The sequence below is a fragment of the Burkholderia cepacia genome (assembly GCF_029962485.1).
GTDB lineage: Bacteria > Pseudomonadota > Gammaproteobacteria > Burkholderiales > Burkholderiaceae > Burkholderia.
Genome location: NZ_CP073637.1, coordinates 2,645,294 through 2,671,471, shown reverse-complemented (window position 1 = coordinate 2,671,471; position 26,178 = coordinate 2,645,294). Strand labels below are relative to the sequence as shown.

Below are 26,178 nucleotides of genomic sequence, written 5' to 3'. Positions count from 1 at the left end.
AATCGGCGCGATACCCTTCGGTACAGTTGGAGCTGCCGCCCATGTCCACCGTCCCACTCGCCCAGATTCCCGTGCCGCACGACACGGCCACGCTCACGCTCGTCGACCAGTTGGTCCAGTGGGCGCGGCGGCGCATCGACGAACGCGTGTTTCGTCCCGGCATGCGGATGCCGTCGATCCGCAAGCTCGCGCTCGACAAGAGCGTGTCGCGCTTCACGGTCGTCGAGGCGTACGAGCGCCTCGTCGCGCAGGGCTACCTCGACTCGCGGCGCGGCTCGGGCTTCTACGTGCGCGAACGCACGGCCGCCGGCCCGCAGCCGGCCGACAGCGTCGCGCGCGTGGCCGAGGCCGCGCCCGTGCACAACACGATCGACGTCGTCTGGTTGCTGCGCAACATGTTGCATACCGTCAGCCCGGAAAAGGGCCCCGGCCTCGGCTACCTGCCGGGCCGCTGGCTCGACGGCGAGCTGATCACCGGCGCGCTGCGTGCGCTCGGGCGCCAGTCGGGCGCGCAGATGCTCGGCTTCGGCACCGCGCAGGGCTTCCTGCCGCTGCGCCAGCAACTGCAGACGCGCCTCGCCGAAGTCGAGATCGGCGCGAAGCCCGAACAGATCGTGCTCGTATCGGGGATCACGCAGGCGATCGACCTGATTTCGCGGATCTACATGCGCCCGGGCGATGCGGTGATCGTTGGCGATCCCGCCTGGTTCCAGATGTTCGGCCGCTTCGCGGCGCAGGGCGCGCAGCTCGTCGGGATGCCGTACACGCCGGATGGCCCCGACCTCGACGCGCTCGAGACGCTGGTGCAGATGTGGCGGCCGAAGATGCTCGTGATCAACTCGGTGCTGCAGAACCCGACCGGCACGTCGCTGTCGGCCGCGCAGGCGTTCCGGATCCTGAAGCTCGCGGAAGCGTACGACTTCCTCGTCGTCGAGGACGACGTGTACGGCGACCTGTGCCCGCCGAGCTATCCGGCGACGCGCCTTGCGAGCCTCGACCAGTTGAAGCGCGTGATCTACCTCGGCAGCTATTCGAAGACGCTCGCGGCGAACCTGCGGGTCGGCTACGTGGCCTGCGCGCCGGAGATCGCGAAGGCCGTCACCGACCAGAAGATGCTGGTCGGGATGACGACGCCCGAGCTCAACGAGCGCGTGCTGTACAAGATCCTGACCGAAGGGCATTACCGGCGCCACGTCGAGCGGCTGCGCGCGCGGCTCGACGGCGTGCGCGACAAGACCGCGCGGATGCTCGAGCGCACGGGGCTCGGGTTGTTCACGATGCCGGCGGCCGGGATGTTCCTGTGGGCCGACACGGGCGTCGATTCGGACGCGCTCGCGGCGGTCGCGCACGAGGCCGGCTTCCTGCTGACGCCGGGCAGCCTGTTCTCGCCGCAGCAATCGCCGTCGACGTGGATGCGCTTCAATGTCGCGAACTGCGGCGATCCGGCGCTGCCGGGGCTGCTGGCAGGCTATATCGACTCGGCCGTGCGGCGCGCGTCGTGACGCGGCGCGGCACGCCGCGTCTTGAAATTACGCGCGCCGTCCCCAGATACGCGCGCAAACCGCTGGCGCCGGGCGGCCGTTCTTCACGGACTCGCCGGCATCGCGCACCGGGCGCCAGCGCCACACCATTCCAGTTCAAGTAAGAGGAAACAGCATCCATGGCACACGAAACGATGAGCTTTCAGGCAGAGGTCAAGCAACTCCTCCACCTGATGATCCATTCGCTCTACAGCAACAAGGAAATCTTCCTGCGCGAACTGGTGTCGAACGCGTCCGACGCGGCCGACAAGCTGCGTTTCGAAGGGCTCGCGGACAACGCGCTGTACGAGAACGATCCGAACCTGCGCATCCGCATCGGCTACGACAAGGCCGCGCGCACGATCACGATCGACGACAACGGCATCGGCATGAGCCGCGACGAAGCGATCGCGAACCTCGGCACGATCGCGCGTTCGGGCACCAAGGAATTCTTCACGAAGCTGTCGGGCGACCAGCAGAAGGATGCAGCGCTGATCGGCCAGTTCGGCGTCGGCTTCTACTCGGGCTTCATCGTTGCGGACAAGATCACCGTCGAGACGCGCCGCGCAGGCCTGCCGGCGAACGAAGCCGTGCGTTGGGAAAGCGCGGGCGAGGGCGATTTCACGATCGACGCGATCGAGCGCGCACAGCGCGGCACGACGATCACGCTGCACCTGCGCGAAGGCGAGGACGAGCTGCTGTCGTCGCACCGCCTGCAGTCGATCATCCAGAAGTACTCCGACCACATCGCGCTGCCGATCCTGATGCAGAAGGAAGAATGGGATCAGGAAAAGGGCGAGATGGTCCTGAAGGACGAGGACGAGACCGTCAACCAGGCGAGCGCGCTGTGGACGCGTTCGAAGAGCGACGTCACCGACGAGCAGTACACGCAGTTCTACCAGCACATCGCGCACGACCACCAGGATCCGCTCACGTGGACGCATAACCGCGTCGAGGGCCGCAGCGAATACACGCAGCTGCTGTTCGTGCCGTCGCATGCGCCGTTCGATATGTGGAACCGCGACTATCGCGGCGGCCTGAAGCTGTACGTGAAGCGCGTGTTCATCATGGACGACGCCGAGCAGCTGCTGCCGCAATACCTGCGCTTCGTGAAGGGCGTCGTCGATTCGGCGGACCTGCCGCTGAACGTGTCGCGCGAGATCCTGCAGGAAAGCCGCGACGTGAAGGCGATCCGCGAAGGCGTGACGAAGCGCGCGCTGTCGATGCTCGAAGAGCTCGCGAACGCGGAAGACGATGCCGGCAAGGAAAAGTACAAGACGTTCTGGGGCGCATTCGGCCAGGTGCTGAAGGAAGGCCTCGGCGAGGATCACGCGAACCGCGAGCGCATCGCGAAGCTGCTGCGCTTCGCGTCGACGCACGGCAACACCGATGCGCAGGACGTGTCGCTCGCCGACTACGTGTCGCGCATGAAGCCCGAGCAGAGCAAGATCTACTACGTGACGGCCGACGCATGGCAGGCCGCGAAGAACAGCCCGCATCTCGAGGTGTTCCGCAAGAAGGGCGTCGAGGTGCTGCTGCTGACCGATCGCGTCGACGAATGGATGCTGTCGTTCCTGCAGGAATTCGACGGCAAGCCGCTCGCGAGCGTCGCGCGTGGCGACCTCGATCTCGGCGAGTTGAACGACGAAGAGAAGAAGGCGCAGGAGCAGGCGGGCGAGGCGATCAAGCCGGTCGTCGAGAAGATGAAGGAAGCGCTCGGCGACAAGGTGAAGGAAGTGCGCGTCACGTTCCGCCTGACCGATTCGCCGTCGTGCCTCGTCGCGGACGACAACGACATGAGCGGCTACCTGCAGCGGATGCTGAAAGCAGCCGGCCAGAACGCGCCGGCGATGCAGCCGATCCTCGAGATCAATCCCGAGCACGCGCTCGTGAAGCAGCTGAATGCCGATAGCGCCGATTTCGGCGACTGGGCCCATCTGTTGTTCGATCAGGCGCTGCTGGCCGAAGGCGGCATGCTCGACGATCCGGCGAGCTTCGTGAAGCGGACCAACGCGCTGCTGCTGTCGCGCGCCGCGTGAACGCGCGCATGCGATTCGACGGCGGTCAGGCCGGCTGGCGTGAAACGCCGCGGCCTGGCTGCTCGCTCGACCAGCGCGACTGGCTGACGCGCGGCGGATCGCTGACCGCGCATCTCGCGCGGCTTGGCCGCGTGAACGTACGCGTGACGCGCGAGGCTGTCGACTGTCCGTGGTTCGACGAGCCGGACGCGCTCGCCTGTTCGCCGCGCGCGCCGATGTGGGTGCGCGAGGTGATTTTGTCGGTCGACGGCACGCCTTTTGTTGCCGCGCACAGCATCGCGCCGCTCGCCGCCAGCAAGGGCGTGTGGCAGGCGATGCGGCGGCTGCGCACGCGGCCGCTCGCGGAGCTGCTGTACAGCGATCCGCAGGTCGAGCGTTCGGCGCTCGTCAGCCGGCGCGTGATCGCCGGCCATCCGCTGTATGCACTGGCGACCCATGCGCTTGGCGCGGGCGTCCGGCCGCCGCACGCGTTCGCCGCGCGGCGTTCGGTGTTCCAGCGTCACGGCAAGCCGCTGATGGTCACCGAGTGCATGCTGCCGGCGCTGTGGCGCCATCTCGATGCGCACGGCGACGGGCCGCGTTCGGGCGGCCCGGGCGGAGGTGTGTGATGCTGCAGGGCTTCGGGCCGGTCGTCGGACCGGATACGCACACGATGATCCTCGGCAGCTTTCCGGGCGAGGCGTCGCTCGATGCCGCGCAGTATTACGCGCATCCTCGCAATCAGTTCTGGCGATTGCTGGGGGCGGTGCTCGGCGAGCCGGCGCTTCATGACCTGCCGTACGATGCGCGGCTCGTGTGCATGCTGTCACACGGTATCGGTATCTGGGACGTTCTCGATGCGTGCCATCGTCAGGGTAGCCTTGATTCCGCGATCCGGAATGCGAAGCCGAACGACTTCGATTCGTTGCGGGAACATGCGCCGTTGCTGAAGCGCGTGTGCTTCAACGGCAAGACGGCAGGGCGGTTCGCCGAGGTGATCGGCGAGGCCGGGTACGAGACGCTCGTGCTGCCTTCGTCGAGCCCGGCGAACGCGATGTTGTCGTTCGAACAGAAACTGGTGCTTTGGCGCGCACTTCGCGCCTGAGGCGCGTTGGATAAGCGGTATCAGGTGGGCAGGTGTCTGGCGCCCGTGGCCGCGGCAATGCGACTTTGTGCAGCGACGAGCTGGTCATCGGTGGTCGCCACCAGCCACAGACGTGCGTGCTCCTCGATCCGGCGGTTGTGGTCCTTCAACGGGCCCATCGCGGCAGCGGCCTTCCAGACCACCGGGCCGATTCGGCTACTTCTGCCCGACGGCGCGCCTACCAGCAGGCAGTAAGGTCCCAGCGGAAGCGATACGAACGGAAGTGCCGGACTGGCGATCACGCGCCAGTCGATGAAGGGTGTCTCGCTGATCAGCAGCGGCGTGGGCAAGCCGTAGAGCACGCTGAAATCGTACAGCGCCAACTGCTCTCGCATGCCGACGTAAATTCGCCGGATGTCGTCGACAACCGCCGCGCGGATCTCGTCCTCGAACATGGGTTCCTGCGCGTAGCGGTCGAATGCCTTTCGAGCCTCCCATTGATACGCGCTGAACAGGCCAATCTCCACGCAGTCCTGCACGGCGCGCTGAACGTCCGCTACGGAACCGGCTTCCTCAGGCTTGCCCAACTGCGCAGCCCGCAAAAAGCGGGCAAGTCCGGCCTCGTGGATCGCAGGACCATCCGCAGATGCATCGTCGTCAGCGTTCTTGCCGAGGGGCACGTAGATGTATTTCTCGGCAGCGAAATGCGATTTCTTGCCTTCATCGAACTTGATTTCGCCATCGACGCAGTCCAGATAGCGAGTCCCGATTCGGCCGTGCTCCCAAACCCAGTTTTTCAGGAACGGACGCAGCGGATGCAGTTTGTCGTGATCGGCCATTGAAACCTCCAGGTTTCCCAGTATGCGCCATTCCAGCAACTCACCGCACACCCCGCACCGTCCGGCGCCCCTCGCTACAAGGCGAGCGTGCCAAGCTCGTCATAAGTGCGATGCAGCCAGACCTTGACGCGCTGCCGCTCCAGCAAGCCGAGGCCGGTGGCGGCGCGGTCGGGATGGTTGACCGCCGCCCAGAAGCTCGCGCTTTGTCGATCGATCTTCTGCATCGTCGTATCGGGCAAGCGGCGCAGCGTAATCACGCTGGCGCCAAGGGCTTCGGCCCTCTCGCGTTCGCCGGATGCCTCCAGAATCTCGAAGCGATCGCCGCGGACTTCATTCAGCACCAGCACCAGCTTGATTCGTCCGCCGAATTCGTCGAGCCACTGCCGCAGCAGATCGACCGAATCGCGTCCAGTGTCCATCACGTGCCACCAGGTCAGCGTAAGGCCGTGTTCTTCGGCAAAATCCAATACGTCCGAATCGTCGAGCCACTTGGCGAGCGACTGCCGCGTCTGGGCCGCTAGGTCGACCAGTATGCGCCGCTGCGGATCTTCGAGCGCCGATTCCATGACCGGATCGAGGCTGTCATGCTGGTCGAGCACGGCAGGCGCGGCAAAATCGGCATAGAACCGCAATAGCGCACCGTGCGATCGGTCGGTATCGAAGCCCACGAAGGGCATGCTCCGATCGATGAAATACTGGGCCAGCACGCGGGCAGCGAGCGATTTTCCGACGCCGCCTTTTTCCCCGCCAATGAAGTGGATGTGGCTCATGCTTACGAAATCCCGTGTGATGGAGCAGGTATGGTCGGAGCGGATGTTGGCAGGCTTCGATGACATTACGGCGCTGCAGGTCACGTCGCAAGAAAGTGCGTGCGCGGCAGCAGCATGCTGTCCGATCAACGCCGGTGTCAAACTGAACAAAATAGCGCGCAGTTCTGGCGGTTGCCGGGGGCGGTGCTCGGTGAGGCGGCGATTCATGATCTGCCGTACGATGCGCGGCTCGTGTGCGTGCTGTCACACGGCATCGGCATTTGGGACGTTCTCGATGCGTGCCATCGCCAGGGTAGCCTCGATTCTGCGATCCGGAATGCGAAGTCGAAGGACTTCGATTCGCTGTGGGAGCATGCGCCGTTGCTGAAGCGCGTGTGGTTCAACGGCAAGACGGCAGGGCGATTCGCCGGTGTGATCGGCCAGGCCGGGTACGAGACGCTCGTGCTGCCTTCGTCGAGCCCGGCGAATGCGATGTTGTTGTTCGAGCAGACGCGCGCACGGTTGCGGGGGATTCGCGCCTGACGATTCGACAGTTCGTGGCTTCGTTGTCTATTCGTCCTTGCCCCAGCGCCACTTCGGCTTTTCACCTTTCAGCCAGCACACAGCCGTGAGCGCGGCCACCAGCGCCACGATGCTTGCCGCGAACGCCAGCGGTGATTGGGCGGGCGACAAGTGCGTCGCAACTGCCACGACCCCGATCACAAAGAGCAGCAGGACGACCCACCCTTGCCATGCGACCGGCAATCCCCAGCCCCAGCCGTAGCGTTTCGCCGGAAACCAGATCTTTCTGTCGGTTGAGGTCATGTGATCCCCCGTCGTCAGTGGTAGTCGCTTTCTCTCTGTTGACGTACCGCAAGGAACGTCACCGTCCGTCGGAGGAAGAGACACACTCGCCGGCGCGTCGTGCTTCGTCACGCGACGCGATGCCGCGTGCAATGAATTCGCTTTGAAGGCGACGGCGCTCGATGCCTTCGCGGATCGATTGTTCGACGAGGCTCGACAGCGTTTCGCCTTCCTGAAGGATGTTCTCGGTGTCGTCGCGCAGTTCCGGCTCGACGCGAACGGACGGAAAGGTAGCGGTTTTCATCATGCCATCGAGTGCATCGCAATTGCGATGCATGATCTCGTGTGTTCGTGCCGGATGCAAGTTGGCTGAACGACCGGGTGATGTGTCGTGCGCTCGATCGTCCGGTCATCACCCCGATCGATCATTCCCGAAAGCGGCGATCCGTCAGAAAGTGAGCGCTGCCTTCACCGACTGGACGGCCGCGCTGTTCAACAGGATGTAGAAGTTCTGCGGTGCAGTGCTGCCGGCCGGTGTGATCGCAAGTGTCGTGCCGTCGCGGATCACGGTGCCTACATCGATCTGCCCGTTGTTCTGATAGAAGACCCGATCGGTGCGCCGATCCTTCGCATCGTCAACTGGCGGGATGCCGGAGAAGCGGCACGGCGGCGATCGTGTCGAAACGGCAGACGCGTGCATCCGGGAGCGCAGCCGCCACCAATGCTATCCTCTCGTCCGCTAAAACCAGCATCACCCAGCGAGATTCAATCATGACCCGACTGATCAAGCGCGCGTCCGCCGAGGCGCGTGCGTTCAAGCAAGGCAAGCCGTCCTCGTACAACGGCTCCGAAAAACTCCAGCCGCCGCGCGTGAAGCGCCGCCCGGACATCGACGAACACGACGACGTGCCGGTGCTCGAGGCGCCGCGCAAGCCGCGCTTCGCGCCCGTTACGTTCTCCGAAGAGGGCGGCGTGCGCTTCCTGCACTTCGGCACCGAATGGGTGCAGGGCGCCATGCGGATCTCCAAGCCGCTGCACATCGAGCTCGAATATGCGCAGCAGATGATGGCGTGGCTGCTGTTCCTCGAAACGCCCGAGCGGATCGTCCAGCTCGGGCTCGGCACCGGCGCGCTGACCAAGTTCTCGCACCGTTTCCTGCCGAACGCGAAGGTCGAGGCCGTCGAGCTGAACCCGGCCGTGATCGTCGCCGCGCGTACGATGTTCGCGCTGCCGCCCGACGACGCACGTCTCGCCGTGCACGAAGCCGACGCGTGGGACTTCGTCAACGACCCGGCCAACCGCGGCACGACGGGCGCGATCCAGATCGACCTGTACGACGCGACCGCGCGCGGCCCCGTGCTCGACAGCGTCGCGTTCTACCGTGCGGTGCGCGGCTGCCTCGCCGACGCGGGCATCGCGACGATCAACCTGTTCGGCGATCATCCGAGCTTCGTGCGCAACATGAAGCACCTGAACGCGGCGTTCGAAAATCGCGTGATCGCGCTGCCCGAAGTGCACGACGGCAACCGGATCGCGATCGCGTTCTCGGGCCCCGCGCTCGACGTGCCGTTCGCGCAGCTCGACGCACGCGCGAAGCTGATCGAAGACACGCTGAAGCTGCCCGCACGCAAGTGGGTGAAAGCTTTGAAAGAAACGACCGGCGCACGCGATACCTCGTTCGCGATCTGACGCTTCATGCACCGGCGGCAGGCCGGTGCAACCACGCGACAAGGGGCGGATCACCTCGGGTTCGCCCCTGCTTGACCGCGTGCTCGCGGCTCCTATACTGGCGCGAAGCCAGGGGAGCCGCAGCCTACCCGTTTCGCCGCTCCTCTCGGCGCCGTACCCGCTCAACAAGATCGATAACCGGGAAAGAAGAGGAGACGTCATGGCTCACGATGCCGACGCCAACCGGGCCGCCAAGCGCTGGCTCTGGCTGCTGGTACTGCCGCTGATTGCGATGGTCTGGGTACCGTCCTACAGCAAGATCGAACCGCAGTTGTTCGATTTTCCGTTTTTCTACTGGTACCAGCTGTTGTGGGTCTTCATCAGCGCGGTGATCACCGCGTTCGTCTATTTCAAGACCAAGAACGCGTGGAAGGCGAGCGGCCCGCAGGGAGGTGGGCAATGAATCTCGGCGCAACCTTTGTCTTTGTCCTGCTGTTCATCGGCGTCACGATCATCGGTTTCCTGGCCGCGAACTGGCGGCGCGGCGATCTCGCCCATCTCGACGAATGGGGCCTCGGCGGACGCCGCTTCGGCACGATCGTCACGTGGTTCCTGCTCGGCGGCGATCTCTATACGGCCTATACGTTCGTCGCGGTACCCGCGCTGGTGTTCGGCGCCGGCGCGATGGGCTTCTTCGCGTTGCCGTACACGATCCTGATCTATCCGTTCGCATTCGTCGTGTTCCCGAAGCTGTGGAGCATCGCGAAGCGGCACGGCTACGTGACGGCCGCCGACTTCGTCAATGCGCGCTACGGCAGCCGGATGCTCGCGCTCGCGATCGCGGTGACGGGCATCCTCGCGACGATGCCGTACATCGCGCTGCAGCTGGTCGGCATCGAGGTGGTGATCGGCGCGCTCGGCTTCGACACGACCGGCTTCGTCGGCGACCTGCCGCTGATCATCGCGTTCGCGATCCTCGCCGCGTACACGTACACGTCGGGCCTGCGCGCACCGGCCATGATCGCGATCGTGAAGGACATCCTGATCTACATCACGATCGCGGCTGCCGTCATCGTGATCCCGGCGAAGCTCGGCGGCTTCGGGCACATCTTCGCGAGCGTGCCGCCCGCGAAGCTGCTGCTGAAGGCACCCGATGCGATGAGCCTGAACGGCTACAGCGCGTACGCGACGCTCGCGATCGGCTCGGCGCTTGCCCTGTTCCTGTATCCGCACTCGGTCACGGCGATCCTGTCGTCGTCGTCGGGCAACTCGATCCGCCGCAACATGGCGATGCTGCCCGCGTACTCGTTCGTGCTCGGCCTGCTTGCGCTGCTCGGCTACATGGCGCTCGCGTCGGGCGTGAAGGACATGCCGCAGTACGCGCCGTACTTCAAGGCGTTCGGCCCGAACTTCGCGGTGCCCGCGCTGTTCCTCGAGTACTTCCCGTCGTGGTTCGTCGGCGTCGCGTTCGCGGCGATCGGCATCGGTGCGCTGGTGCCGGCGGCCATCATGTCGATCGCGGCCGCGAACCTGTACACGCGCAACATCCACCGCGAGTTCGTGAACCGCAACATGTCGCACGAGCAGGAGACGCACGTCGCGAAGCTCGTGTCGCTGATCGTGAAGGTCGGCGCGGTGGCGTTCATCCTCGGGCTGCCGCTGACCTATGCGATCCAGCTGCAGCTGCTCGGCGGGATCTGGATCATCCAGACGCTGCCCGCGATCGTGCTCGGCCTGTACACGCGCGTGCTCGACCATCGCGGCCTGCTGGCCGGCTGGGCCGCCGGCATCGTGTGCGGCACGTGGATGGCGATTTCACTGAAGCTGGCCGGATCGATCTTCACGATCCACCTGTTCGGTCTCGCGATTCCCGGCTACGCGGCCGTGTGGTCGCTGATCGTCAACCTGGTGGTGTCGGTGGTCGTGAGCGTGCTGGTGCGCGTGATGGGGATGGCACATGCGGAAGATCGCACGCGGCCGGAGGATTATCTCGACGTCGTCGAGGGCTGAGACGGACGACGCGCGGTAACGAAAACGCCCGCCACCGTAAGGTGACGGGCGTTTTTTTGCATCAGCCCTGCGCGCGTTGCGCGAGGTCCTCGCGCTGCGACAGATCTTCGACGTTGACCATCCAATGCACGCCGAACCGATCCTTCGCCATCCCGAAGCCGAGCGCCCAGAACGTCTTGCCGAACGGCATCGTCACTTCGCCGCCGTCGGCGAGCGCATTGAACAGCTTCTGGCCTTCCTCGACCGTCGCCGGGTTCAGCGACAGCGAATAGCCGGCATGCGCGGCGCCTGCCGGCTGGCTGCAGTCGCCGTCCGAGCACATGATCATCGAGTCGCCGATCGTGAAGCTCGCGTGCATCACCTTGTCGGCCATCTCCGGCGTCATCGGGTAGTCGGGGTTCGGCGGCGCATCCTTGAAGTGCATCTTGAACATCGTCTTCGCACCGAGTGCCTTTTCGTAGAACTGAAGGGCTTCGTCGGCACGACCGTAGAACGTCAGGTACGGTTGAACTTGCATCGTTGTCTCCTGTGATGGGCCGGGCCCGCGTGTCGGCGCGGGTTCGGCGTCGTGCAAGATTGACTGGGAAAGGGCACATCGGGAGGCGGCCGGCGTACCCGTGACGTGGATTGTAGTGCGCGCGCTTGACGATGGAATGAAAAATAAAAACGGCCGCGAACATCATGTTTGCGGCCGTGTGCGGCGTGCTGCTGACGGCTGTTGTCAGTGTTGCTGACAGCCGCTGACGCCCGTTGCGACTCAGCGCAGCGCGTCGATCAGCTTCTCGAGCTTCACCGCATCGGCGGCGAATACGCGGATGCCTTCGGCGAGCTTTTCGGTCGCCATCGCTTCGTCGTTCAGCTGGAAGCGGAACGATGCTTCGTCGATCGCCACGCGCCCGGACGGCTTGTCCTGCAGCGATTCCGGCGACAGCTTGCGTGCGACGGTTTCGTTGCTGTCCTGCAGCTTCTGCAGCAAATCGGGACTGATCGTCAGCAGGTCGCAGCCGGCGAGTTCGGTGATCTGGCTGGTCGTGCGGAAGCTCGCGCCCATCACTTCGGTGTGGTAGCCGAACGTCTTGTAGTACGTGTAGATGCGGCGCACCGACTGCACGCCCGGATCGTTCGCGCCGCCGTCCTTCTCTTCATTCCACTCCGCGCCGGCCTGCTTCTTGTACCAGTCGTAGATGCGGCCGACGAACGGCGAGATCAGTTGCGCACCGGCTTCCGCGCATGCGGCGGCCTGAACGAGCGAGAAAAGCAGGGTCATGTTGCACTTGATCCCTTCCTTCTGCAGCACCTCGGCCGCGCGGATGCCTTCCCACGTCGACGCGAGCTTGATCAGGATGCGCTCGCGACCGATGCCGGCGGCTTCGTACAGCTTGATGAGCTCGCGGCCCTTGTCGATCGAGCGTTGCGTGTCGAACGACAGGCGTGCGTCGACTTCGGTCGACACGCGGCCCGGGATCAGCTTCAGGATCTCGGTGCCGAACGCGATCAGCAGGCGGTCGATGATGAAATCGGTGCTTTCGTTGCGATGATCGCGGACGGTTTTCTCGAGGATCGGCTTGTACGCATCCTTCTGGACGGCCTTCAGGATCAGCGACGGGTTCGTGGTCGCGTCCTGCGGCTTGTATTGCGCAAGCTGCTGGAAGTCGCCCGTGTCGGCGACGACGGTCGTGTACTGCTTCAGCTGGTCGAGTGCGGTAGTCATGGCGATTCGGAAGAAGGGCGCGGGGCGCCGGGTTCTCACGGGCCGCGCGAGCGCGGCGGCGAAGCGAAGCGGCGCCGGGCACCGCTTCCGATCCATCATTTTAGGCCCGATTCGTGTCGGACACGTTTTGGCGTGCCCGAGACACGCTAAAACGCGGCGGCGAGCCGTGTCACGCGGGGCGTCGCGCGTTCAGGATCACCTGCGTGACGATCCCCGCGACGAGCCCCCAGAACGCCGAGCCGATCGACAGCAGCGTGAGGCCCGACGCGGTGACCATGAACGTGACGAGCGCGGCTTCGCGCTGTTTCACGTCCTGCATCGCGTTCGCGAGCCCGCTCATGATCGAGCCGAACAGCGCGAGCGCGGCGACCGATACCACGAGCGCCTTCGGCAGCGCGGCGAACAGCGCGGCGATCGTCGCGCCGAAAATGCCCGCGACCAGGTAGAACGTGCCACACCACACGGCGGCCGTGTAGCGCTTTGCGTGATCCTCGTGCGCTTCGGGGCCCGTGCAGATCGCGGCCGTGATCGCCGCGAGGTTCACGCCGTGCGAGCCGAACGGCGCGAGCAGCAGCGACGCGAGGCCGGTCGTCGCGATCAGCGGCGACGACGGCGTCTGATAGCCGTCCGCACGCAGCACCGCGATACCCGGCACGTTCTGCGACGCCATCGCGACGACGAACAGCGGAATGCCGATGCTGACGATCGACGCGATCGAGAACGCGGGCATCGTGAACACGGGCTGCGCGAGCGCGATGTGGAAGCGGCTGAAGTCGAGCAGGCCGAGGCCGCCGGCCACCGCCGTGCCGACGATCAGCGTCGTGACGATCGCATAACGCGGCGCGAGCCGCTTGACGATCAGGTACGTGAAGAACATCGCGAGCACGAGCGCGGTCTGGAACTGCGCGGCGCGGAAGATCTCGATGCCGATCTCGAACAGGATGCCCGCGAGCAGCGCGGCGGCGATGCCGGCCGGAATCTTGCGCATGAGCGTGTCGAACAGGCCGCTGACGCCGACGGCCGTCAGCAGCAGCGCGCACACGACGAACGCGCCGATTGCCTCGGCGTAGGGCACACCGGGCAGCGACGCGATCAGCAGCGCGGCGCCGGGTGTCGACCACGCGACGACGACGGGCGCGCGAAAGCGCAGCGACAGGCCGATCGTCGTCAGCGCCATGCCGATCGACAGCGCCCAGATCCACGACGAGATCTGCGCATCGGTGAGGTGGGCGGCGCGGCCGGCCTGGAACATCAGCACGAGCGAACTCGTGTAGCCGGTCATCATCGCGACGAAGCCGGCGACGAGCGCCGACACGGACGTATCGGCGAAAAAGCGGCGGCCGCCGGCGCGGCTGGCGCTCGCGGTGGGCGAGGGGTTCATGCTATCTCCGGGGGAGGCCGCTCGGACGCGGCCTTTGTATCTGCGAGTGGGTTGCGTTACTTGCTGAGTGCGCGCATCGCGGTTTCGAGGCCCGCCAGCGTGAGCGGATACATGCGATGGCCGAGCAGGTCGCGGATCACCGCGACCGACTGCCGGTACTCCCATAGCCGTTCGGGCTCGGGGTTCAGCCATGCATGATGGGGGAACTGGTCGGCGAGACGGCGCAGCCACACGGCACCGGCTTCCGGGTTGTTGTATTCGACCGAGCCGCCGGGCTGCAGCACTTCGTACGGGCTCATCGTCGCGTCGCCGACGAAGATCAGCTTGTAGTCGGGCGTGAACTTGTGCAGCACGTCCCACGTCGCGGTGCGCTCCGAGTGGCGGCGGCGATTGTTCTTCCACAGGTGGTCGTACACGCAATTGTGGAAGTAGAAGAATTCGAGATGCTTGAATTCGGCTTTCGCGGCCGAGAACAGCTCTTCGGTGCGCTTGATGTGGTCGTCCATCGAGCCGCCGACGTCGAGCAGCATCAGCACTTTCACGTTGTTGTGGCGCTCGGGCACCATCCGCAGGTCGAGCCAGCCCGCGTTCGCGGCCGTGCTGCGGATCGTGCCGGGCAGGTCGAGCTCTTCCGCCGCGCCTTCGCGCGCGAAGCGGCGCAGCCGCCGCAGCGCGACCTTGATGTTGCGCGTGCCGATCTCGACCGAATCGTCGTAGTCGCGATAGGCGCGTGCTTCCCACACCTTCACCGCGGTGCGGTTGCCGTTCGACGGGCCGCCGATGCGTACGCCTTCGGGGTTGTAGCCGCCGTGCCCGAACGGCGACGTGCCGCCCGTGCCGATCCACTTGTTGCCGCCTTCGTGGCGTTCCTTCTGCTCGTCGAGCAGCGCCTTCAGGCGCTCCATCAGCTTGTCGAGCCCGCCCATCGCCTCGATCTGCGCCTTTTCCTCCGGCGACAGTTCGCGCTCGAGACGCTTCTCGAGCCAGTCGAGCGGAATGTCGAACGCTTCGGACGGCAACGTGGACACGCCGTGGAAATACGCGCCGAACGCCTGGTCGAACTTGTCGAAGTACTGCTCGTCCTTGACGAGCGTCATCCGCGCGAGGAAGTAGAACGCGTCGATCGACGGCGAGATCAGCCCGGCCTTCAGCGATTCGAGCAGCGTCAGGTATTCCTTCACCGAGACGGGCAGCTTGGCTGCGCGCAGCGCGTAGAAGAAATTGAGCAGCATGGCCGGGCCTTCGCGGGTGAGGGAGGATTACCGGTTGTGCCGGTTCATGTAGACGAGCCGTTCGAGCAGGCTCAGGTCCTGCTCGTTCTTCAGCAGCGCGCCCGCGAGCGGCGGCACGATCTGCTTCGCGTCCGCGCTGCGCAGCGCGTCGGCCGGGATGTTCTCGGCGAGCAGCAGCTTCAGCCAGTCGAGCAGCTCGGACGTCGACGGCTTCTTCTTCAGACCCGACACGCCGCGCAATTCGAAGAAACTCTCGAGCGCCGCGCGCAGCAGCTCCTCGCGGATGTCGGGGAAGTGCACCGCGACGATCTTCTGCATCGTCGACGGGTCGGGAAACTGGATGTAGTGGAAGAAGCAGCGGCGCAGGAACGCGTCGGGCAGCTCCTTCTCGTTGTTCGACGTGATGATCACGAGCGGGCGGTGCTTCGCACGCACCGTCTCGCGCGTCTCGTACACGTGGAATTCCATCCGGTCGAGCTCGCGCAGCAGGTCGTTCGGGAATTCGATGTCGGCCTTGTCGATCTCGTCGATCAGCAGCACGCTCGGGTGCTCGGCGTCGAACGCCTGCCACAGCACGCCCTTGACGATGTAGTTCGAGATATCCTTCACGCGCTCGTCGCCGAGCTGCGAGTCGCGCAGCCGCGATACCGCGTCGTATTCGTACAGGCCCTGCTGCGCCTTGGTGGTCGACTTGATGTGCCACTGCAGCAGCGGCATGTCGAGCGCGGCGGCCACTTCCTCGGCGAGCATGGTCTTGCCGGTGCCGGGTTCGCCCTTGATCAGCAGCGGGCGTTGCAGCGTCAGTGCGGCGTTGACCGCGAGCTTCAGATCGTCGGTGGCGACGTACTGTGAGGACCCTTCGAAACGCATGGCGGCGCTCTTCTTCATCGGGAAAAAAACCCAGTATAAGTCAGAAGGGCTGGCCGGTTGGGCCGCGCCCGCGTATCGTTGCGGGGCTGTGGCGGGGCGAACGGGGGCGCCGTATGGACGCGTTCCCTGCCGACGCGGTACAATCTGGCCGTTTTTTTTGGCCTGCGTGGCGATCCAATAAGCAAAACGGCGCGGGCCGTTGCCGCTTTGGCGCCAGTTTCCCCTCAAGCTAGGTTACAAGAGCTATGAACAAATTCGTCGGCAAACACGTCGTTGTCGCAGCGCTCGTGGCGCTCGCGGGCAGCGCGCAGGCGGCCGGTGTGGTCGGCAACCCGAAGGACGGGGCGAGCAAGGCCGCCATGTGCATCGGTTGCCACGGCATCCAGGACTACCGCGCGGCGTATCCGGAGGTCTACCGGGTGCCTGTCCTCGGCGGCCAGAACCAGCAATACCTCGAGAACGCGCTGAAGGCCTACCGCAAGAAGGATCGTCACTTCCCGTCGATGAATGCGATCGCCGGTTCGCTGACGGACCAGGACATCGCGGATCTGGCGGCCTACTATGCCGTCCAGAAGGCCGACTCGAAGGACAATCCCTACAAGTAAGCGCGCGCCGCCGGTCTCTCCGGCGGGACAGGAGCATTCATGAACAACGCATTCAAGACGGCGGCGGTGGCACTGGTGGCCGGCCTCGCGATCGGTACCGCGCACGCAGCGGACATCACGAAGGGCAAGGAACTGGTCGAGTCGCACAACTGTGCCGCCTGCCACGGCGCGCAGATGAACAAGCCGATCAACGCCGAATATCCGCGCCTCGCCGGCCAGCATGCCGACTACCTCGTGTGGGCGATGCGCCAGTACCAGATGGGCCTGACGAACCCGCTGCTCGGTCGCAACAATGCGATCATGCAGGCACAGGTGCAGAGCCTGTCGGTCAGCGACATGAAGGACATCGCGTCCTACATCGAGTCGCTGAAGGAAACCGACCTCGTGTTCAAGAAGTAAGCGTGCCGGGCCTCTCGGGCCCGTGCAGCAAAAATACCCCGCCTCGGCGGGGTATTTTTTTTGCCCGCGATCGGGCCTGCCCGGGCGCCGGTGTGCCGGGCCCGCGCGCTCAGTCGCGCGACGCGCGGCGCAGGATGCGCTGCAGGTACGCGTCGGTATCGGGCGGCGTGTTCGTGCGCTGCGCTTCCCAGATCGTCTCGCCCAGGCATTCCATGATCGCGTGCTGCGCGTCGTGGGTCGAATCGAGCTTCGCGGCCAGCTTGTCGTGCGCGGCGCGGATGCCGGGCGGCTGGTCGATCGACAGCTGCTCGCTGATCGCGAGGTGCATCGACAGGTGCAGGAACGGGTTCGTGCGGCCTTCCTCGGGCGTGTAGTCGCGCGCGGCCGCGCCATCCGCATCAGCGAGTTCGTCGTGGTATTCGGGATGTTCGACGATCCAGTCGGCTGCCATTGCTTCCAGCGGCGTCAGGATCTCGCCTGCGCGCTGCTTGCGCCAGGTTTCGGTGAAAAAGCGACGCACTTCGTCGCGGCTTGGATTGAACATGGTGGGGAAGCGTCGTGATTCGGGCGGCCTCATGCCGCGTCGGGCATTGTACGCCGGGTCGGCGGACGGCGCTGGCGGCGGGCCGGGGCGGGCGGCGCCGCGCAGGCCGGTCGCGACGGCCCCGCGCGGGGCGGCGCAACGGGTAAGCGCGGGCTAGGCCGGCGGCCGTCGCGCCGCTACACTCCGACGATTCCCGCCCCGGCGCCTCGCTCGCCCGTTTCATCATGACCGCCACCGCCCGCCCATCGTCCGCCGCCCTGCAGGGCACGCTCTACGTCGCGCTGTCTGCCGCCGCGTTCGGCGCGATGGCGATCTTCGGCCGCTACGCGTACGCGGCCGGCGTCGACGTGCTCGGGCTGCTGATCGTGCGCTTCGCGATCGGCGGCGCGGTGCTCGCCGCGATCGCGCGGCACCGTCGCGTCGCGTGGCCGCGCGGACGCGCGCTCGCGCCGCTCGTGGCAATGGGCGCGGTCGGCTACGTCGGGCAGTCGTTCTGCTATTTCAGCGCGCTGCAGCACGCGCAGGCGAGCCTCGTCGCGCTGCTGCTGTACCTGTACCCGGCGTTCGTCACGCTGCTGGCCGCGTGGTGGCTCGGCGAGCGCCTGACGCGCGCGAAGGCCGTCGCGCTCGTGCTGTGCGTCGCGGGTTCCGCACTGATGGTCGGCGGCGGGCATGGCGAGCCGCTCGGGATCGCGCTCGCCCTGGCGGCCGCGGTGATCTATTCGCTGTACATCGTCGGCGGCACGAAGGCGACGCGCGGCGTCGATCCGCTCGCGACGACGGCGATCATCTGCCTGTCGGCGACCGCCACGCTCGTGGCGATCGCCGTCGTGCGGACGGCCGCGTTCGGCACGCCGCCGCGCTGGCCCGCGACGGGCGGCGGCTGGGCGTCGATGCTCGCGATCGCGCTCGTGTCGACGGTTGCGGCCATGCTCGCGTTTTTCGCCGGGCTGGAGCGGCTCGGGGCCGCGCGGACGTCGATGCTGTCGACGCTCGAACCGGTCGTGACGGTTGCGCTCGCGGCGTTGCTGTTCGGGGAAGCGTTGTCGCCGCTGCAGTGGGCGGGCGGTGTCGCGATTCTGGCTGCGGTGCTCGCGCTCGTGCGGGCGGGTGGCGCCGCGGCCGACGATGCGACGGCGACGTCCAATGCGTAGCCGGAAGCGGGCGAGCCGCGCGCGCCGCGACGGCGTCTACGGATCCGGGCCGTGCCGACGCGGTTCGATCGGCCGGCGCCGCGCGTGCCCCCGCGCCTGACGCTTACTCGTTGGGCGGCGGCGTCTTCGGCCGGAATTCGCACAGCGGCTCGATCACGCAGTGCCAGCATTCGGGCTTGCGCGCCTTGCACACGTAGCGCCCGTGCAGGATCAGCCAGTGATGCGCGTCCTGCAGGAATTCCTTCGGCGTGAATTTCTCGAGTGCGGCCTCGACGGCCCGCACGTCCTTGCCCGGCGCGAGCCCCGTGCGGTTCGCGACGCGAAAGATATGCGTGTCGACCGCGATCGTCGGCTGGCCGAACGCAGTGTTCAGCACGACGTTCGCGGTCTTGCGGCCGACGCCGGGCAAACCTTCGAGCGCTTCGCGATCGGCCGGCACTTCGCCGTCGTAGCGGTCGAGCAGGATCCGGCACGTCGCGACCACGTTCTTGGCCTTGGTGCGGTACAGACCGATCGTCTTGATGTACTCGGTGACGCCTTCTTCGCCAAGCGCGACGATTTGTCGCGGGGTGTTCGCGACCGGGAACATCTTCCGCATCGCCTTGTTGACCGACACGTCGGTTGCCTGCGCGGACAGCATCACGGCGATCAGCAACTCGAACGGCGTCGAGTATTCGAGCTCGGTGGTCGGATGCGGATTGAGGCTCTGCAGCGTTTCGTAGATCGCGCGTCGTTTGCTGGCGTTCATGGAGCGTTCTGGTCGGGCGGCGCGGATGGGCTGCCTGGGTCGTCGTTGCCTGCGTCGTGCTCTTGACCGTTGCCGCCTGCGGCCGCGGCGTCGGCGTCGCGTTGCGCCTGCTGCTCGGCGAGCCGTTTGCGGCGCGCCTCGGCCGCGTCGATCTGCGCCTGGACGGCCGCGCTCACGCCTTCGGTGTTCTTCGGCCCGGCGCCTTCCCCGGACTGTTCTTCCTTCTTCTTGCGCGCGCGTTCGAGCGCGGCGGCGATGATCGCGCGTTTCTTCGCTTCGGCGTCGTCGGCGACCGGTGCGGCAGCGGGGGCGTCCGGCTGTGCCGCAGGTTGCTGTTCCGCGGCCGGTTTCGCGGCACTGGCCGCGCGGCGGGCGGCGGCGCGTGCTTCGGCGGCTTCGCGTTCGCGACGCTGGCGCGCGAGCCGGAGGTCGTGGCGTTCGCGCGCGGCGTCGGCCTGCTCCTGCGACCATGCATCCCAGCCCGTACGATCGCCGGTCACCGGCAGCATCGCGATGCAGTCGACCGGGCAGGGCGGCACGCACAGATCGCAGCCGGTGCATTGTGCTTCGATGATCGTATGCATCTGCTTCGGCGCGCCGACGATCGCGTCGACCGGGCACGCCTGCATGCACAGCGTGCAGCCGATGCACAGGCTTTCGTCGATGAAGGCGATCGCGCGCGGATGCTCGCTGCCATTGACGGGATTCAGCGGAATCACCGGCTTGCCGAGCAGGCCCGCGAGACGCGCGATGCCTTCGGCGCCGCCGGGCGGGCACTGGTTGTAGTTCGCGTCGCCGGCGGCAATCGCCTCGGCGTACGGACGGCAGCCGTTATAGCCGCACTTCGTGCATTGCGTCTGGGGAAGCAGATCTTCGATGCGATCCGCGAGTGTTTTGGAGTCGGTCACGGTGACAGCGGGCGCAGCGGCGCCGAATGGCTCTCGGCCGCGTCGGACGCAGCCGGAAAGGTTTGCCAAAGCTCGATTATCGCCGATTTCCCGCATTGCGCTGGACGCCGTCTGTGCGCATAATCGAACCGCTTTTTTGCAGGGGCTCAGCAGGAGGGCGGCCGCACGCGGCGCGCCCGTTCCAGGGCGGCCGGCGCCAAGGCGGTGGGGGTGCCGGTCCGGATCAAGCGGCTCACATAGCAAAACGCCACCATGAATCAGCCAAAAATCAAAAGAGATCCTGAAGGTACGCGCCGCCGCATCCTGATGGCGGCAGCCGAAGAGTTCGCGAGTGGAGGGCTGTTCGGCGCACGCGTCGACCAGATTGCGCGCCGGGCCGAAACCAACGAGCGCATGCTCTACTACTACTTCGGCAGCAAGGAGCAGTTGTTCACGGCCGTGCTCGAACACGCGTTCTCCGCGCTGACCGAGGCCGAGCGTGTGCTCGATCTCGACGGCGTCGCGCCGGTCGAAGCCGTCACACGGCTCGCGCATTTCGTTTGGGACTACTACCGCGACCATCCGGAACTGCTCAGGCTCATCAACAACGAGAACCTGCACGAAGCGCGCTACCTGCACAAGTCGACGCGGATCCGCGAGATGATGTCGCCGATCGTCGCGAAGCTCGGCAACGTGCTGATGCGCGGCCAGAAGGCCGGGCTGTTCCGCAGCGACGTCGATCCGCTGCGCTTCTACGTGACGCTGTCGGGGCTCGGCTACTACATCGTGTCGAATCGCTTCACGCTCGCCGCGACGCTCGGCCGCGACTTTACCGACACCGACGAGCGCGCGGAGATGGTCCGGATGAACACCGAGGTGCTGCTGGCGTATCTGCTGCGGCGCTGACGCGTGGCCGCCGGATGTAAAAACGCCGCCGTGCGCAGGCAACGGCGGCGTTTTTTCGTCGGAACGCGGAGCGTCAGGCAGCCTTGCGCGTGCGAACGGTTTTTGCGCGCGGGGTGCTGGCGGCACGCTTCGCGGCCGGAGCGGCCTTTGCGGGGGCTGCTGCTGCGGCGGCCTTGGCCGGCGCTTTCACACGCGTGCGCTTCGCTGCCGTGGCGCGCGTCGCTTCGGTCGGAGCGTTGGCGGCCGGCACGGCCGCGAGCGTCGTGGCGACCGGCGTATCCGGATGATCCTTCGTCGCGCCGTGCTTCGGCTCGGGGGCATGCTCGCGGATGAAGTCGCGCAGCTGCGGGTAGATGATCGTGCGCCAGCGGCGGCCCGAGAAGATCCCGTAGTGGCCGCACTTCTCGGCGGTCAGGCTGCGGCGATCGTCTTGCGGGATGCCCGTGCACAGCTCGTGCGCGACGTGCGTCTGGCCGCTGCCCGAGATGTCGTCGAGTTCGCCTTCGATCGTCATCAGCGCGGTGTGCTTGATGTCCTGCGGCCGCACGCGCTCGCCTTCGACATCCCACGTGCCTTCCGCGAGCCGGAATTCCTGGAACACGACGCGGATCGTCTCGAGGTAGTACTCGGCGGCCATGTCGAGCACTGCGTTGTACTCGTCATAGAAGCGGCGGTGCGCTTCGGCGTCTTCCTCGTCACCGCGCAGCAGGCTCTGGTAGAAATCCCAGTGCGATTGCGCGTGCCGTTCCGGGTTCATCGCGACGAAGCCCGTATGCTGCAGGAAGCCCGGATACACCTGGCGGCCTTCGCCCGGGTAGTTCGCGGGCACCGTGTGGATCACGTTGTTCTCGAACCACGCGGTCGAGTGCTGCGTGGCGAGCGAGTTCACCGACGTCGGACTGCGGCGGGCGTCGATCGGGCCGCCCATCATCGTCATCGTGAGCGGCGTATCCTCGCCGCGGCTCGCCATCAGCGAGATCGCCGCCAGTACCGGCACCGTCGGCTGGCACACCGAGATCACGTGCAGGTTGCGCGCGCCGATGTGACGGATGAATTCCTGGATGTACGCGATGTAGTCGTGCAGGTGGAACGGACCCGTCTCGATCGGCACCATCCGCGCGTCGATCCAGTCGGTGATGTAGACCTTGTGATCCTGCAGCAGCGTGCGCACCGTGTCGCGCAGCAGCGTCGAGTGGTGGCCCGACAGCGGCGCGCAGACCAGCACGACCGGCTCGTCCTTCAGTTGCGTGACGGCATCGGCATCGTCCGAATAGCGCTTGAAGCGCAGCAGCCGGCAGAACGGCTTCTCGACGATCGTCTGCTCGACGATCGGGATGTTGTGGCCGTCCTTGACGATCTGATGAATGTTGAATTCGGGCTTCTCGTAATCCTTGCCGAGCCGGTACATCAGTTCGTACGCGGCGGCCATCCGCGTTGCGCCGGGCATCAGCGAGAACGGGCTGGACGGGTTGGCGAACGATTTGGACGCGGCCTGGGCCCAGGCCGTCAGCGGGCTCAGCATGGCGCGCTGGAATTCATGCAGTTGGTAAAGCATGCAGACTACTCCCGCGTGGGGGACGGTGCGCAAGGGCGGCGTGGGGCGTCGCGGCGTGCCGTGGGGGTCAGCGGCCGGCCATGTTGCACTGCGGCCGGACAATCGCGTCGATCATATCGGACAACGATGGGTGGTGCAATGCAACATTTCCCCGATTTTTCATCAAAATTTTGCGATTTGACGATCTCTGACCAAGCCGCCCGCGCGCCCGTCCGGCCCCCCGTCAACGCCCCGTCGCCACGGCTGGCGCGGGCTGGCCGGCTGCCCGCGCCATCGCCTCCTCGTGGTGCATCAGGTTCATCGCGGTATGCACGAGCGCCACGTGGGAGAACGCCTGCGGGAAATTCCCGACGAGCCGCCCGGCAACCGGATCGTATTCCTCCGCGAGCAGCCCGAGGTCGTTCGACAGCGCGAGCAGCCGGCTGAACAGCCGGTGCGCGTCGTCGATCCGGCCGAGCAGCGCGTAGTTGTCGACCAGCCAGAAGCTGCACGCGAGAAACGTGCCTTCGCCGGGCGGCAGGCCGTCGTCGTAATCGGTCGTGCGGTAGCGCATCACGAGCCCGTCGTGCAGCAATTCGCGCTCGATCGCCTCGACCGTGCCGACGATGCGCGGGTCTTCCGGCGGCAGGAAGCCGAGCAGCGGCATCAGCAGCACGCTCGCGTCGAGTTCGTCGCTGCCGTAGCTTTGCGCGAACGCCTGCTTGCCTTCGTGCCACGCGTTGGCGCAGACATCCGCATGGATCTGCTCGCGCAGCGCGCGCCAGCGGTCGAGCGAGCCGGGCAGCCGGAACATTTCCGCCGACTTGATCGCGCGGTCGAACGCGACCCACGCCATCACCTTCGAGAACGTGAAATGGAGGCGGCCGCCGCGCGTTTCCCAGATCCCTTCGTCGGGTTCCTGCCAGATCTTCTCGAGATGGTCGAGCAGCGCGCACTGCACGGACCAGACCGTGTCGTCGGCCTGCAGGCCGCCCACGCGCGCGAGGTGCAGCGCGGCCATCACCTCGCCGAACACGTCGAGCTGGAGCTGGTTCGCGGCGCCGTTGCCGACGCGCACCGGCGTCGAATCCTGATAGCCGGGCAGCCAGTCGAGCTCCATTTCCGGTAGCCGGCGCTCGCCGGCGATCCCGTACATGATCTGGATCTGCTCGGGCGAACCGGCCATGACGCGGCCGAGCCACGTACGCCACGCGCGCGCCTCGTCGTAGTAGCCGCCGCGCATCAGCGCGAGCAGCGTGATCGTCGCGTCGCGCAGCCAGCAGTAGCGGTAGTCCCAGTTGCGGTTGCCGCCGATCTTCTCGGGCAGCGACGTGGTCGGCGCCGCGACGATGCCGCCGGTCGGCTCGTACGCGAGCGCCTTCAGCGTGATCAGCGAGCGGCGCACGGCCGCCGCATAGCGGCCTTGCACCTGGCAGCGGCCCGACCATTCGAGCCAGTAGTTCTCGGTGCGTGCGAGCATCGACAGCGGATCGCGCGCGGGCGGCAGCCGCATGTGCGACGCCGCATAGCTGAGCGAGAACGGCACGCGCTCGTCGGCGCTGACCGTGAATTCCGCGAGCGTATGGAGATTCTTGCCGGTGAGCGGCACCGGCGTGCGCAGCACGACGGTGTCGGGGCCCGCGATCGCCTTCATGCCGTCCTCGCGGGTCAGTTGCGTGACCCACGGGATCGAGAAACCGTAGTCGAAGCGCAACACGAGCTCCATGCGCATCTTCATCGTGCCGTGGCGGCCGACGACGATCCGCACCAGTTCGGACCAGCCGTTGCCGGGCGGCATGAAGTCGATCACGGTGACGGCGCCGTCGGCGCTTTCGTAATCGGTTTCGAGGATGAGCGTGTCGCCGCGATAGCGGCGTGTGGTGTGCGTGATCGCGGCGGCGTCGGCAGGAGCAAGCAGCCAGCGGCCGTGCTCGGGCGTGCCGAGAAGCGCCGCGAAGCAGGCGCCCGAATCGAAGCGGGGCCAGCACAGCCAGTCGACGGAGCCGTCTTTCGAGATCAGCGCGGCCGTGTGGCCGTCGCCGACGAGGGCGTAGTCTTCGATCAGGGCGGGCATGGGCAGGCGATCCTTGGGTATTCGAGTTCACAATGCGGACGGCGGCGGCCGGGCTTCACGCCCGGGCGTCGCGCCCCGTATACTCGGCCGGGCGGCGGAGCGCATGAACGGCCGGCGTTTCGTCCTATCTCAACACTTGAAGCGACTCGATGCAAGGAGGATTCAATGCCCAACCGTTTACGCGAGCGTGGCGCACGCGCTTCGACACGAGGGTTCCCGCTTAGGCTCGCTCACTGGATGAAAGGTTTCGCGATCGTGCTCTCCTTGTCCGCGACCCACGCATTTGCGCAGCAATCGCCCGCACCGGCCGACGGCGTCTACAACCTGCTGGTCGGCACCTACACGGGCGGCGGCAGCGACGGCATTTATGTTTACCGCTTCGATACTAAAAATGGCAGCGTCGCGCCCGTATCGTCGGCAAAGACCGTGAACCCGTCGTATCTGTTGCCGAGCCGCGACGGTCGCACCGTCTACGCGGTCAACGAACTGCCCGGTGACGACGGGCCCGCGTCGCAGCGCGGCGGCGTCAGCGCGTTCCGTTTCGACGCGAAGACGGGCGCGCTGAGCTTCATCGACCGCGTGTCGTCGGAAGGGAACGATCCTTGCTATCTCGCGCTGTCGCCGGACGGCAAGTACCTCGTGACGGCCAATTACTCGGTCGCGAAGGATCCGGGCGGCAGCTTCGCGGTGTTTCCGCTGCGCGACGACGGTGCGGTCGGCCAGTCCGTGCTGACCGTGCACCACGAAGGCACGGGGCCCGTGAAGGGCCGCCAGGACGGCGCGCACGTGCACTCGACGGTGTTTTCGCCGGACGGCCGCTATCTGTTCGTGCAGGATCTCGGCGCGGACAAGATCTACGGCTACCGCTACACGGTGGACGGCAGCCGCGGGCTGATCAGCCCGACCGACACCCGCTACACGCCGGTGAAGGCCGGCTCGGGCCCGCGTCACATGGTGTTCGGCGCCGACGGCCGGTTCGCGTACGTGACGAGCGAGCTCAACGCATCGGTCGAGGTGTTCGGCTATCACGACGGCAAGCTGACGCCGGTCGAGACGGTGTCGATGACGGCGCCGGGTTTCAAGGGCAAGGTCGGCGGCGGCGCGATCCACCTGTCGCCGGACGGCCGCTTCCTGTACGTGAGCAACCGCGGCGACGCGAACGATCTCGTGATCTACGCGGTCAACAAGGCCGACGGCCGGCTGAAGCAGGTCGGCCGCCAGTCGAGCCTCGGCAAGACGCCGCGCGAGTTCCTGATCGATCCGACCGGCAAGTGGCTGATCGTCGGCAACCAGGACAGCGACGCGTTCTACGTGTTCAGCCGCGATGTCGAAACGGGGCAGCTCGGCGCGAATCCGCAGAAGGTCGCGGTCGGCAAGCCGGTCGATTTCAAGCTGGTGCCGGTGCAGTAAATGCGTCAGCCGTAAATGAAAAGGGCGCTGC

The 26,178-nt window shown here is 66.2% G+C and carries 28 protein-coding genes; 13 read left to right on the top strand and 15 right to left on the bottom strand.

Features of this window, described 5'->3' with window-relative positions:
• The first annotated feature begins 41 nt into the window (after positions 1 to 41).
• The 4 genes from KEC55_RS12450 to KEC55_RS12435 all read left to right on the top strand — a co-directional run bounded on the left by KEC55_RS12450 (position 42) and on the right by KEC55_RS12435 (position 4,643).
• A complete protein-coding gene (locus KEC55_RS12450; RefSeq protein WP_124452912.1) occupies positions 42 to 1,502 on the top strand; it encodes a PLP-dependent aminotransferase family protein in 1,461 nt (486 codons plus the stop codon).
• 158 nt (positions 1,503 to 1,660) lie between these two features.
• On the top strand, positions 1,661 to 3,559 hold the full coding sequence (htpG, locus tag KEC55_RS12445; RefSeq protein WP_282505697.1) for a molecular chaperone HtpG: 1,899 nt from the start codon (positions 1,661 to 1,663) through the stop codon (positions 3,557 to 3,559).
• 8 nt (positions 3,560 to 3,567) lie between these two features.
• Entirely contained in the window at positions 3,568 to 4,167 is a 600-nt protein-coding gene (locus tag KEC55_RS12440; protein ID WP_282505696.1) for a chorismate--pyruvate lyase family protein, read from the top strand.
• Positions 4,167 to 4,643 carry a DNA-deoxyinosine glycosylase gene (locus KEC55_RS12435; RefSeq protein ID WP_282505695.1) on the top strand — a complete coding sequence of 159 codons (477 nt, stop codon included), beginning with the start codon at positions 4,167 to 4,169 and terminating at the stop codon, positions 4,641 to 4,643. The genes KEC55_RS12440 and KEC55_RS12435 overlap by 1 nt, the downstream gene beginning before the upstream one ends.
• 20 nt (positions 4,644 to 4,663) lie before the next feature.
• Here the strand turns inward: KEC55_RS12435 and KEC55_RS12430 are convergent, their stop codons facing one another.
• Complete coding sequence (locus tag KEC55_RS12430; RefSeq protein ID WP_282505694.1) at positions 4,664 to 5,461, bottom strand: hypothetical protein; 798 nt, start codon at positions 5,459 to 5,461, stop codon at positions 4,664 to 4,666.
• Between the two features lie 74 nt (positions 5,462 to 5,535).
• Positions 5,536 to 6,231, bottom strand: coding sequence for a mobilization protein (locus KEC55_RS12425; protein WP_282505693.1), 696 nt, complete (start codon positions 6,229 to 6,231; stop codon positions 5,536 to 5,538).
• Positions 6,232 to 6,345: 114 nt separating this feature from the next.
• On the opposite strand from KEC55_RS12425, the gene KEC55_RS12420 reads away from it, so the two are divergent.
• Complete coding sequence (locus KEC55_RS12420) at positions 6,346 to 6,753, top strand: DNA-deoxyinosine glycosylase (protein WP_282505692.1); 408 nt, start codon at positions 6,346 to 6,348, stop codon at positions 6,751 to 6,753.
• A 27-nt stretch (positions 6,754 to 6,780) separates the two neighbouring features.
• On the opposite strand, the gene KEC55_RS12415 is transcribed toward KEC55_RS12420, so the two are convergent.
• The 3 genes from KEC55_RS12415 to KEC55_RS12405 form a co-directional block, all read right to left on the bottom strand.
• Positions 6,781 to 7,035, bottom strand: coding sequence for a hypothetical protein (locus KEC55_RS12415; RefSeq protein WP_282505691.1), 255 nt, complete (start codon positions 7,033 to 7,035; stop codon positions 6,781 to 6,783).
• A 58-nt stretch (positions 7,036 to 7,093) separates the two neighbouring features.
• Positions 7,094 to 7,318 (bottom strand): YlcI/YnfO family protein, encoded by a 225-nt coding sequence (locus KEC55_RS12410; protein ID WP_282505690.1) that lies wholly within the window; start codon positions 7,316 to 7,318, stop codon positions 7,094 to 7,096.
• A gap of 144 nt (positions 7,319 to 7,462) precedes the next feature.
• Entirely contained in the window at positions 7,463 to 7,714 is a 252-nt protein-coding gene (locus tag KEC55_RS12405; RefSeq protein ID WP_282505689.1) for a hypothetical protein, read from the bottom strand.
• Between the two features lie 71 nt (positions 7,715 to 7,785).
• Between KEC55_RS12405 and KEC55_RS12400 the strand changes: the two genes are divergently transcribed.
• From KEC55_RS12400 to mctP, 3 genes are all read left to right on the top strand, one after another.
• A complete protein-coding gene (locus KEC55_RS12400; protein WP_282505688.1) occupies positions 7,786 to 8,703 on the top strand; it encodes a spermidine synthase in 918 nt (305 codons plus the stop codon).
• 199 nt (positions 8,704 to 8,902) lie between these two features.
• Positions 8,903 to 9,145, top strand: coding sequence for a DUF3311 domain-containing protein (locus tag KEC55_RS12395; protein ID WP_059233528.1), 243 nt, complete (start codon positions 8,903 to 8,905; stop codon positions 9,143 to 9,145).
• Complete coding sequence (gene mctP / locus KEC55_RS12390) at positions 9,142 to 10,692, top strand: monocarboxylate uptake permease MctP (RefSeq protein WP_176050441.1); 1,551 nt, start codon at positions 9,142 to 9,144, stop codon at positions 10,690 to 10,692. Before KEC55_RS12395 ends, mctP begins: the two co-directional genes overlap by 4 nt.
• Before the next feature lie 61 nt (positions 10,693 to 10,753).
• On the opposite strand, the gene KEC55_RS12385 is transcribed toward mctP, so the two are convergent.
• From KEC55_RS12385 to KEC55_RS12365, 5 genes are all read right to left on the bottom strand, one after another.
• Positions 10,754 to 11,209 (bottom strand): VOC family protein, encoded by a 456-nt coding sequence (locus KEC55_RS12385; protein ID WP_282505687.1) that lies wholly within the window; start codon positions 11,207 to 11,209, stop codon positions 10,754 to 10,756.
• 240 nt (positions 11,210 to 11,449) lie between these two features.
• Positions 11,450 to 12,403: a transaldolase gene (gene tal / locus KEC55_RS12380; protein ID WP_282505686.1), complete on the bottom strand. Its 954-nt coding sequence runs from the start codon at positions 12,401 to 12,403 to the stop codon at positions 11,450 to 11,452.
• A gap of 169 nt (positions 12,404 to 12,572) precedes the next feature.
• Positions 12,573 to 13,784, bottom strand: coding sequence for a benzoate/H(+) symporter BenE family transporter (locus KEC55_RS12375; protein WP_282505685.1), 1,212 nt, complete (start codon positions 13,782 to 13,784; stop codon positions 12,573 to 12,575).
• Positions 13,785 to 13,840: 56 nt separating this feature from the next.
• The gene (locus KEC55_RS12370; RefSeq protein WP_059233533.1) at positions 13,841 to 15,016 is read right to left on the bottom strand and encodes a vWA domain-containing protein; all 1,176 of its coding nucleotides are present in this window, start codon (positions 15,014 to 15,016) and stop codon (positions 13,841 to 13,843) included.
• A gap of 27 nt (positions 15,017 to 15,043) precedes the next feature.
• Positions 15,044 to 15,886 carry an AAA family ATPase gene (locus tag KEC55_RS12365; protein ID WP_176050437.1) on the bottom strand — a complete coding sequence of 281 codons (843 nt, stop codon included), beginning with the start codon at positions 15,884 to 15,886 and terminating at the stop codon, positions 15,044 to 15,046.
• A gap of 245 nt (positions 15,887 to 16,131) precedes the next feature.
• Between KEC55_RS12365 and KEC55_RS12360 the strand changes: the two genes are divergently transcribed.
• Positions 16,132 to 16,491 carry a c-type cytochrome gene (locus KEC55_RS12360; RefSeq protein ID WP_174379984.1) on the top strand — a complete coding sequence of 120 codons (360 nt, stop codon included), beginning with the start codon at positions 16,132 to 16,134 and terminating at the stop codon, positions 16,489 to 16,491.
• Between the two features lie 39 nt (positions 16,492 to 16,530).
• Positions 16,531 to 16,890: a c-type cytochrome gene (locus KEC55_RS12355; protein WP_176050436.1), complete on the top strand. Its 360-nt coding sequence runs from the start codon at positions 16,531 to 16,533 to the stop codon at positions 16,888 to 16,890.
• Between the two features lie 109 nt (positions 16,891 to 16,999).
• Here the strand turns inward: KEC55_RS12355 and KEC55_RS12350 are convergent, their stop codons facing one another.
• A complete protein-coding gene (locus KEC55_RS12350) occupies positions 17,000 to 17,467 on the bottom strand; it encodes a DUF1841 family protein (protein WP_415877932.1) in 468 nt (155 codons plus the stop codon).
• 191 nt (positions 17,468 to 17,658) lie between these two features.
• Between KEC55_RS12350 and KEC55_RS12345 the strand changes: the two genes are divergently transcribed.
• Positions 17,659 to 18,588 carry a DMT family transporter gene (locus tag KEC55_RS12345; RefSeq protein WP_282505683.1) on the top strand — a complete coding sequence of 310 codons (930 nt, stop codon included), beginning with the start codon at positions 17,659 to 17,661 and terminating at the stop codon, positions 18,586 to 18,588.
• Between the two features lie 103 nt (positions 18,589 to 18,691).
• Here KEC55_RS12345 and nth read toward each other — a convergent pair whose 3' ends face one another.
• Both nth and rsxB read right to left on the bottom strand, forming a co-directional pair.
• Entirely contained in the window at positions 18,692 to 19,336 is a 645-nt protein-coding gene (nth, locus tag KEC55_RS12340) for an endonuclease III (RefSeq protein WP_011352789.1), read from the bottom strand.
• Complete coding sequence (gene rsxB / locus KEC55_RS12335) at positions 19,333 to 20,340, bottom strand: electron transport complex subunit RsxB (RefSeq protein ID WP_282505682.1); 1,008 nt, start codon at positions 20,338 to 20,340, stop codon at positions 19,333 to 19,335. Before rsxB ends, nth begins: the two co-directional genes overlap by 4 nt.
• Before the next feature lie 156 nt (positions 20,341 to 20,496).
• Here rsxB and KEC55_RS12330 point away from each other — a divergent pair, with 156 nt between their 5' ends.
• On the top strand, positions 20,497 to 21,129 hold the full coding sequence (locus KEC55_RS12330; protein WP_047898676.1) for a TetR family transcriptional regulator: 633 nt from the start codon (positions 20,497 to 20,499) through the stop codon (positions 21,127 to 21,129).
• Positions 21,130 to 21,202: 73 nt separating this feature from the next.
• On the opposite strand, the gene KEC55_RS12325 is transcribed toward KEC55_RS12330, so the two are convergent.
• Together KEC55_RS12325 and KEC55_RS12320 are read right to left on the bottom strand one after the other, a co-directional pair.
• Entirely contained in the window at positions 21,203 to 22,684 is a 1,482-nt protein-coding gene (locus KEC55_RS12325) for a polyhydroxyalkanoate depolymerase (protein WP_282505681.1), read from the bottom strand.
• A 223-nt stretch (positions 22,685 to 22,907) separates the two neighbouring features.
• Entirely contained in the window at positions 22,908 to 24,737 is a 1,830-nt protein-coding gene (locus tag KEC55_RS12320) for a glycoside hydrolase family 15 protein (RefSeq protein ID WP_282505680.1), read from the bottom strand.
• Positions 24,738 to 24,902: 165 nt separating this feature from the next.
• Between KEC55_RS12320 and KEC55_RS12315 the strand changes: the two genes are divergently transcribed.
• Entirely contained in the window at positions 24,903 to 26,147 is a 1,245-nt protein-coding gene (locus KEC55_RS12315) for a lactonase family protein (RefSeq protein WP_282505679.1), read from the top strand.
• Positions 26,148 to 26,178 lie beyond the last annotated feature (31 nt).

Excerpts from the sequence above, each read along its gene's own strand:
- KEC55_RS12420 (WP_282505692.1), top strand. The coding sequence starts at position 6,346 with ATGCTGTCCGATCAACGCCGGTGTCAAACTGAACAAAATAGCGCGCAG.
- KEC55_RS12370 (WP_059233533.1), bottom strand. The coding sequence starts at position 15,016 with ATGCTGCTCAATTTCTTCTACGCGCTGCGCGCAGCCAAGCTGCCCGTC.
- KEC55_RS12330 (WP_047898676.1), top strand. The coding sequence starts at position 20,497 with ATGAATCAGCCAAAAATCAAAAGAGATCCTGAAGGTACGCGCCGCCGC.
- rsxB (WP_282505682.1), bottom strand. The coding sequence starts at position 20,340 with ATGCGGGAAATCGGCGATAATCGAGCTTTGGCAAACCTTTCCGGCTGC.
- nth (WP_011352789.1), bottom strand. The coding sequence starts at position 19,336 with ATGAACGCCAGCAAACGACGCGCGATCTACGAAACGCTGCAGAGCCTC.
- KEC55_RS12405 (WP_282505689.1), bottom strand. The coding sequence starts at position 7,714 with ATGCACGCGTCTGCCGTTTCGACACGATCGCCGCCGTGCCGCTTCTCC.
- mctP (WP_176050441.1), top strand. The coding sequence starts at position 9,142 with ATGAATCTCGGCGCAACCTTTGTCTTTGTCCTGCTGTTCATCGGCGTC.
- tal (WP_282505686.1), bottom strand. The coding sequence starts at position 12,403 with ATGACTACCGCACTCGACCAGCTGAAGCAGTACACGACCGTCGTCGCC.
- KEC55_RS12415 (WP_282505691.1), bottom strand. The coding sequence starts at position 7,035 with ATGACCTCAACCGACAGAAAGATCTGGTTTCCGGCGAAACGCTACGGC.
- KEC55_RS12345 (WP_282505683.1), top strand. The coding sequence starts at position 17,659 with ATGACCGCCACCGCCCGCCCATCGTCCGCCGCCCTGCAGGGCACGCTC.
- KEC55_RS12365 (WP_176050437.1), bottom strand. The coding sequence starts at position 15,886 with ATGCGTTTCGAAGGGTCCTCACAGTACGTCGCCACCGACGATCTGAAG.
- KEC55_RS12430 (WP_282505694.1), bottom strand. The coding sequence starts at position 5,461 with ATGGCCGATCACGACAAACTGCATCCGCTGCGTCCGTTCCTGAAAAAC.
- KEC55_RS12315 (WP_282505679.1), top strand. The coding sequence starts at position 24,903 with ATGCCCAACCGTTTACGCGAGCGTGGCGCACGCGCTTCGACACGAGGG.
- KEC55_RS12440 (WP_282505696.1), top strand. The coding sequence starts at position 3,568 with ATGCGATTCGACGGCGGTCAGGCCGGCTGGCGTGAAACGCCGCGGCCT.
- KEC55_RS12355 (WP_176050436.1), top strand. The coding sequence starts at position 16,531 with ATGAACAACGCATTCAAGACGGCGGCGGTGGCACTGGTGGCCGGCCTC.
- KEC55_RS12375 (WP_282505685.1), bottom strand. The coding sequence starts at position 13,784 with ATGAACCCCTCGCCCACCGCGAGCGCCAGCCGCGCCGGCGGCCGCCGC.
- KEC55_RS12400 (WP_282505688.1), top strand. The coding sequence starts at position 7,786 with ATGACCCGACTGATCAAGCGCGCGTCCGCCGAGGCGCGTGCGTTCAAG.
- KEC55_RS12450 (WP_124452912.1), top strand. The coding sequence starts at position 42 with ATGTCCACCGTCCCACTCGCCCAGATTCCCGTGCCGCACGACACGGCC.
- KEC55_RS12360 (WP_174379984.1), top strand. The coding sequence starts at position 16,132 with ATGAACAAATTCGTCGGCAAACACGTCGTTGTCGCAGCGCTCGTGGCG.
- KEC55_RS12435 (WP_282505695.1), top strand. The coding sequence starts at position 4,167 with ATGCTGCAGGGCTTCGGGCCGGTCGTCGGACCGGATACGCACACGATG.
- KEC55_RS12425 (WP_282505693.1), bottom strand. The coding sequence starts at position 6,231 with ATGAGCCACATCCACTTCATTGGCGGGGAAAAAGGCGGCGTCGGAAAA.
- KEC55_RS12410 (WP_282505690.1), bottom strand. The coding sequence starts at position 7,318 with ATGAAAACCGCTACCTTTCCGTCCGTTCGCGTCGAGCCGGAACTGCGC.
- KEC55_RS12395 (WP_059233528.1), top strand. The coding sequence starts at position 8,903 with ATGGCTCACGATGCCGACGCCAACCGGGCCGCCAAGCGCTGGCTCTGG.
- KEC55_RS12320 (WP_282505680.1), bottom strand. The coding sequence starts at position 24,737 with ATGCCCGCCCTGATCGAAGACTACGCCCTCGTCGGCGACGGCCACACG.
- KEC55_RS12385 (WP_282505687.1), bottom strand. The coding sequence starts at position 11,209 with ATGCAAGTTCAACCGTACCTGACGTTCTACGGTCGTGCCGACGAAGCC.
- htpG (WP_282505697.1), top strand. The coding sequence starts at position 1,661 with ATGGCACACGAAACGATGAGCTTTCAGGCAGAGGTCAAGCAACTCCTC.
- KEC55_RS12350 (WP_415877932.1), bottom strand. The coding sequence starts at position 17,467 with ATGAGGCCGCCCGAATCACGACGCTTCCCCACCATGTTCAATCCAAGC.
- KEC55_RS12325 (WP_282505681.1), bottom strand. The coding sequence starts at position 22,684 with ATGCTTTACCAACTGCATGAATTCCAGCGCGCCATGCTGAGCCCGCTG.